Source organism: Streptomyces sp. NPDC042002 (genome assembly GCF_055588305.1).
Genome location: NZ_JBVJCT010000024.1, coordinates 64,205 through 70,470, shown reverse-complemented (window position 1 = coordinate 70,470; position 6,266 = coordinate 64,205). Strand labels below are relative to the sequence as shown.

Genomic DNA, 6,266 nt, shown 5'->3' with positions numbered 1-6,266 from the left:
GGGGGGGGGGGGGGGGGGGGGGGGGGGGGGGGGGGGGGGGGGGGGGGGGGGGGGGGGGGGGGGGGCGTGGTCTCCCCCCCCCCCCCCCCCCCGCTGCGTCCGTCCCCCGTCCGCCGGGTGTCCCAGGGGAGCCGTTACCCGGGAATCTGCGGGAACAGCGCCGTGAAGGGCTCCGCCGACGCCGTGATCCCGCGGCTGTAGGGCGCGTCGAAGTCCCAGATCAGGAAGAGCAGGAAGGCGATCAGGGCGGAGAACAGCCCGGCCAGGATCAGTTCCCGGGCGGTGCGCCGGATCTGCAGCGCGAAGATCATCCCGACCGTGACCACGGCCCCGGTGATCAGCCCGAACCACACCACCCCCGGCATGGTCGCCCCCGTGGAGTCGGCACGGGCGCTGCGCGCGGTGTCGGCCGCCGTCACCTGGTCGAGGAGCGGCTGGTACGCCTGCGCCTCGAAGTCCGACTTCGGCTGGTAGTCGGTGACGTCGTGCCGGATCCGGTCGAGGAGCCGGCCGCCCTCGGCGGTCACCCGGCCGTGCTCGGCCATGCTCTTCCACTCGGTGGTGACCACGTAGTGGACGTACGTGTCGACGTCACCGCGGATACGGTCGCGGACGTCGGGCGGGTAGACCCTGACCCGCTCGGAGATCTCGTGCAGGGCCTGCGCCTCCGCCTGCACATGGTCCTGGGCGCCGCCGCGGGCCTCCCAGACACCGGCGATGGCCAGACCGAGAACGATGGCGTACACCACCCCGATCATCATCGTCATGTACTCGATGACGTCCGGGGTCTCGGTGGGGTCCTCGTCCTCGCGGGCCCTGCGATGGCGTACGAGGGTCACGATGAGGACCACGAGGCACGCGGCCGCCATCGCGAGGGCGAGAACAAGCCAATCCGACAAAGTTTGCCTCCAGGGGTCAGCGCGGGCGCAGCGCCGCGACGGCGAGCACCGCGGGCGCGGTGATGAGCAGGGTGAACGAGACCAGCGACGGACCGCTGCGGGGCTGGTGCTTGTGCGGCGGGGTGCGGTACGCCGGATAGCTGACCGGGACCGGCGCGGGAGCGGGACGCGCGCTCGGGGTCGGCGTGGGCTTCGGCGCGGGTCTCGGCGCCAGGACCGGTGCCGGCCGCGGAGGCAGGGGCCTCGGCTTCGGCGCCGGCGGAGGAGGCGGCGGTGGGGGCGGTGGCGGAGGCGGGGGTACCGGCTTCGGCGCGTGGGTCGGCGGCGGGGGTGGCGTCGGCCTCGGCTTCGGCGGCGGAGGGGGCTTCGGGGGCGGTGGCGGGGTCGGTGTGGGGGTCGGCGGGCAGGGCGGGGTGGGGGTCGGAGCGGGGCACCGGGCGGTGCTCCCGGCCACCGCCCCGCTGCCCGCCACGGCCACCGCCCCGCTGCCCGCCACGGCCACCGCGGTGATCCCGTCGCCGCCCGGGCCCGTCGAGGCGTACGCGCAGGCGTCGGCCGCGGCCGTTCCGCTCGGCGCGCCGACGAGGAGCCAGGTGAGCGCCGTCAGCGCCAATGCGCGTATGACGAGGGCGGATCGGGTCCGCTGGGGTGCGTGCACGACGGAGATCATGAGGCGCGCGGGAGCCGGCCACGCCGGAGTGTCCGGGATTGCCCCCGAAGGGGGTACCTGGGGTTCCCCGCGGTTTGACGCGCGAGGCCGGAAACGTCGGCATGGATCGAACGCGTGCGCGAGTGATGCCGAACGCGTCACAGGCTTCCGAAAGAAATTTGTGGCCCGTTTGAACACTCCTGCCCCTCCCGCCCGTACCTAGGGCCATGCGCGGCGCTGCAGGGCGCTGCAACACTTATGCGAACAGCGGGAGTTACCAATGAAGACCTCCTGGCGGAGCGCCTCACTCGTAGCGTCAGCTGCGGCCGTGCTGGCGCTCACGACGGCGTGTGGTCAGGAACAGAGCACCCCTTCGACGGGCACTCAGAACGTGGGTGCCACCGCTGCGGCGGGCGGTTACGGAACGAGTGCCACCGCCGGCGCGGGCAATGGTTACGGCGCCGATTCCAAGGACCAGAGCGCCGCCGCCAAGCCGGAAGTCGCGGGCCAGCTCACCGTGACGGAAAGCGTCAAGCTCGGCAAGGTGCTGACCGACGGCGCGGGATTCACCCTTTACCGCTTCGACAAGGACACCGCCGAACCGCCGAAGTCGTCCTGTGACGGCGCCTGCGCGACCGCGTGGCCGCCCGTGCCCGCCGACGGTGCCGAGGCCGCCACCGGCGTCGACAAGGCGCTGCTCGGCGAGGTCACCCGGACCGACGGCACGAAGCAGCTGACCATAGGCGGCTGGCCCATGTACCGGTTCGCCAAGGACACCAAGGCCGGTGACACCAACGGCCAGGGTGTGGGCGGTACTTGGTTCGCGTCGGCGCCCAACGGCAAGAAGGCCACGCTGGCCGCCCTGCCCGGTCTGTCGGTCCGCCACGACCCGAAGCTCGGCGACGTCGTCGTCGACAAGAACGGCATGACCGTCTACCGGTTCATGAAGGACCAGGCCTGGCCCGTCTCGAAGTCGGCCTGCACGGGCGCCTGCCTGGAGAAGTGGCCCGCGGTCGCTCCGGTCCCGGCGAGCGACACCAAGGGCGTCAAGAAGAAGGGCCTGATGGGCTTCACCCGCCCGGACGGCGTGAAGCAGATGACGGTCAACTGCTGGCCGATCTACACCTTCTCCGGTGACAGTGCTCCCGGTGACACCAACGGTCAGGGCGTGGGCGGCACGTGGTACGCCGTCTCGCCCGACGGAAAGCCGGTCGGCGCGGCCAAGTAGGGCATCGACTCCCCACGGTCGATCAGTTCGAGGGCATCGGCTCCCCACGGTCGATCGGCTCGCCCGAACAGTCCCCAACGCGCCGCCAAGGGTCCGCCCCCTCCACACGGAGGGGGCGGACCCTTGTGTGTCGGGGCGCGGGCGAGGCGTTCCGGCCGTCGCCGGAACGTGAAAGATCCCGGCGGCGGCCCGGATGTGAAAGAACGACGGGTACCGGCCGGTGACTTGGCCACGCTTCGTGACCCCGCGGAGCTTTTTGGAAGGCTTCGGAGTGATTTCGCAGGGGCGGTGAGTGGCGTGCGCGCGATACGTTCGCAGATGCCAATTGGGCACTTGCCCGAGGCAGTGACCGGGAACGGACGGTCAATTTCCGTTTTGACTCGCCCCTTTGGCGGGCGATCAGTAGCCTCTGCTCGAACACCGGATCGTCTATGTCGTCGCCTACGCCTTGGAGAGATAGATGGAGCGTCCCGCCTGGGCCCCTCGCAGCATTGACATCTCACTGCCGAGCGTGTCCCGAATCTACGACTATTACCTGGGCGGTTCGCACAACTTCGAGGTCGACCGGGCAGCGGCGCGCAGGGCGATGGAGTTCATGCCGGGCCTTCCCAAGGTCATGCAGGCGAACCGGGCGTTCATGCGACGGGCCGTCCGCTTCGCGGCCGACGAGGGTATCGACCAGTTCCTCGACATCGGTTCCGGCATCCCGACGTTCGGCAACGTCCACGAGATCGCGCAGAGCGCCCGGCCCGGCGCGCGGGTCGTCTACGTCGACCACGACCCGGTTGCCGTCGCACACAGCCAGGCCGTGCTGCAGGGCAACGAGGACGCGGACGTCGTCGCCGCGGATCTGCTCAAGCCCCAGGAAATCCTGGTGAGCGCGCAGGTTCAGCGGCTGATCGACCTGAACCGGCCGGTCGCGCTGCTTCTCGTTGCCATACTTCACTTCGTGGAAGACGCGGACGACCCGTACCGGGCGGTGGCCGAACTGCGCGACGCCCTCGCGCCGGGAAGCATGCTCGTCGTCACGCACGCCGCGTTCGAGGGAATCCCGCTCTCCCGGGAGCGGGCCGAGGGCGCGGTCGACGTCTACAAGAACATCCGCAACCCGCTGATCATGCGCACGCGCGAGGAGATCGCGCGGTTCTTCGAGGGGTACGACATGGTGGAACCCGGACTGGTGCCGATGCCGGAATGGCGGCCCGACACGGCACCCGAGGACGAGGATCCTTACTCGTTCTCCGCGTTCGGCGGCGTGGGACGCACGGCGTGAGGGCCGAGCCGGACGGGCCGGAGGACAGACTGCGCCGGTTCGCGACGATCTGGAGCCGCGCTGTCTTCCCGGTCACCTCCACCTCGCTGACCCGGCCCGAGTTCGAGGAGCAACTGCTGCCGCTCGCACGGCGGTTGAGTGGGGCACTGCGGGCAAGGAACTTCGAGGCGGCAGCGGGGCGGACGGTCGGCGCCGCACTCGTCGCCGCACACTGCACCGACCCCGAGGCCCTCAGCCGGGCCCTCGACTGCGTCGACGCCTACCTGGTGCTCTACTGCGGCGAGGACGGGCCACGGGAGGCGCTGCGGACCCGCTCCGCGCGGCTCCAGCACGCCATCGCCGCCGGGTACGCCGAGGCGTTGCGCGAGCGCACACTCGCCGAACAACAGGCCATCTCAGAAGCCGCGTTGACCGCGCGCAGCGCCGTCGCCGAGGCGCTGCACGACAGTGAGGCCCGCTTCCGCGCGGTCTTCGAGGGTGCGGCCATAGGCATCGGCATCGCCGACCTCGACGGCAACATCCTCCAGGTCAACGGAGCCCTGCTGCGCATGTTCGGCGGCTCCGAACAGACCATGCGCGGCCGCAAGGTCCCCGAGTGGACGCACGCCGAGGACGCTCCTCAAGTGTGGCGGCTGTACGAGGAGCTGGTGCGCGGCGAGCGCGAGCACTACCACGTGGAGAAGGCCTTCTACCGGCCTGACGGCACCGCCCTGTGGACCAACCTGACGGTCTCGCTGCTGCGCGACGCGGACGGCGAACCCCAGTACCAGCTGGCGCTGATGGAGGACACCACCGAGCGGCGCCTGCTCAATCTGCGGCTGCGCTACGAGGCGACGCACGACGCGCTCACCGGACTGCCCAACCGGACCCTGTTCTTCGAGCGCCTGGAGAAGGCGCTGGCCGCGGGCGAGGGGCAGCGCTTCGGGCTGTGCTACCTCGACCTCGACGGCTTCAAGACCATCAACGACAGCCTCGGGCACGCGGCCGGCGACCGGCTGCTCGTCGAGGTCGCCGACCGCCTCCAGTCCTGCGCGACCGCCCCCGGCGAGATGGTCGCCCGGCTCGGCGGCGACGAGTTCGTGGCCCTCACCACCGGCCCGAACACCGAGCGCGAGGTCGACGAACTGGCCGGGCGCATCATGAACGCGCTCGTGACCCCGATCAGGGTCGACGGCCGCGACCTGACCGTGCGGGGCAGCGTCGGTATCGTCGAGGGGCCGGCCGGGGAACGTGGCGCCGCCGAGGTGCTGCGCAGCGCCGACATCACGATGTACCGGGCCAAGTCCGCGGGCGGCAACCGCTTCGAACTGGCCGACCCCGAGGCCGACGCCCGCGCGATCACCCGGAACGGCCTCACCACCGCGCTGCCCGCCGCCCTGGACCGGGGCGAGTTCTTCATCGAGTACCAGCCGCTGGTGCACCTCGGCGACGGCAGTGTGCAGGGCGCGGAGGCGCTGGTGCGCTGGCTGCACCCGCAGCACGGCGTCCTCGGCCCCGACCGTTTCATCCCGCTCGCCGAGCACACCGGACTCATCGTGCCGCTCGGCCGCTGGGTCCTGGAGCAGTCGGTGCGCCAGGCCCGCACCTGGCAGGAACGGAACTCCGGCGCGGGCCCGCTCCGCGTCAACGTCAACCTCTCTCCCTGCCAGTTGACCCATCCCGGTCTGGTCCAGGACACCGTCGACATCCTGGAACGTGAAGGTCTCGACGCCCGGGCGCTGTGCCTGGAGGTCACCGAGTCCGCGCTGATCGGCGCCGACGACGACCTGCTCAAACCGCTGCGCAGGCTCGCCGAGATGGGCGTCGACATCGCGCTCGACGACTTCGGCACCGGTTACTCGAATCTCGCCAACCTGCGCCGTCTGCCGGTCAGCATCCTCAAGCTGGACCGCTCCTTCACCCAGGGCATGCAGCAGTTCCCGGCGGATCCGGTGGACCTGAAGATCGTCGAGGGGATCGTCTCCCTCGCCCACAGTCTCGACCTCGCGGTCACGGTCGAGGGCGTGGAGACCGGCGCCCAGGCCGAACAGCTGCGGATACTGGGCTGCGACACCGCCCAGGGCTGGTACTACGCCCGTCCGGGTCCGCCGGAGCGGCTGCACGAGCTGGCGCTGGTCGACGCGGTCGGCTGAACGCCGCCGCGGGGGGGGGGGGGGGGGGGGGGGGGGGGGGGGGGGGGGGGGGGGGGGTTCTCCTCTATAGTGTGTTCCTTCTCTT

At 71.2% G+C, this 6,266-nt stretch carries 5 protein-coding genes; 3 read left to right on the top strand and 2 right to left on the bottom strand.

What is annotated here, in order from left to right:
• Window positions 1-134 precede the first annotated feature (134 nt).
• Both ACZ6KY_RS28545 and ACZ6KY_RS28540 read right to left on the bottom strand, forming a co-directional pair.
• The gene (locus ACZ6KY_RS28545) at window positions 135-899 is read right to left on the bottom strand and encodes a bestrophin-like domain (RefSeq protein WP_469313135.1); all 765 of its coding nucleotides are present in this window, start codon (window positions 897-899) and stop codon (window positions 135-137) included.
• Between the two features lie 16 nt (window positions 900-915).
• On the bottom strand, window positions 916-1,557 hold the full coding sequence (locus ACZ6KY_RS28540; RefSeq protein WP_469313134.1) for a hypothetical protein: 642 nt from the start codon (window positions 1,555-1,557) through the stop codon (window positions 916-918).
• 271 nt (window positions 1,558-1,828) lie between these two features.
• Between ACZ6KY_RS28540 and ACZ6KY_RS28535 the strand changes: the two genes are divergently transcribed.
• The 3 genes from ACZ6KY_RS28535 (at window position 1,829) to ACZ6KY_RS28525 (ending at window position 6,181) form a co-directional block, all read left to right on the top strand.
• The gene (locus tag ACZ6KY_RS28535) at window positions 1,829-2,776 is read left to right on the top strand and encodes an SCO0930 family lipoprotein (RefSeq protein ID WP_469313133.1); all 948 of its coding nucleotides are present in this window, start codon (window positions 1,829-1,831) and stop codon (window positions 2,774-2,776) included.
• A 460-nt stretch (window positions 2,777-3,236) separates the two neighbouring features.
• Complete coding sequence (locus tag ACZ6KY_RS28530) at window positions 3,237-4,049, top strand: SAM-dependent methyltransferase (RefSeq protein WP_469313132.1); 813 nt, start codon at window positions 3,237-3,239, stop codon at window positions 4,047-4,049.
• A complete protein-coding gene (locus ACZ6KY_RS28525) occupies window positions 4,046-6,181 on the top strand; it encodes a putative bifunctional diguanylate cyclase/phosphodiesterase (RefSeq protein WP_469313131.1) in 2,136 nt (711 codons plus the stop codon). The genes ACZ6KY_RS28530 and ACZ6KY_RS28525 overlap by 4 nt, the downstream gene beginning before the upstream one ends.
• Window positions 6,182-6,266 lie beyond the last annotated feature (85 nt).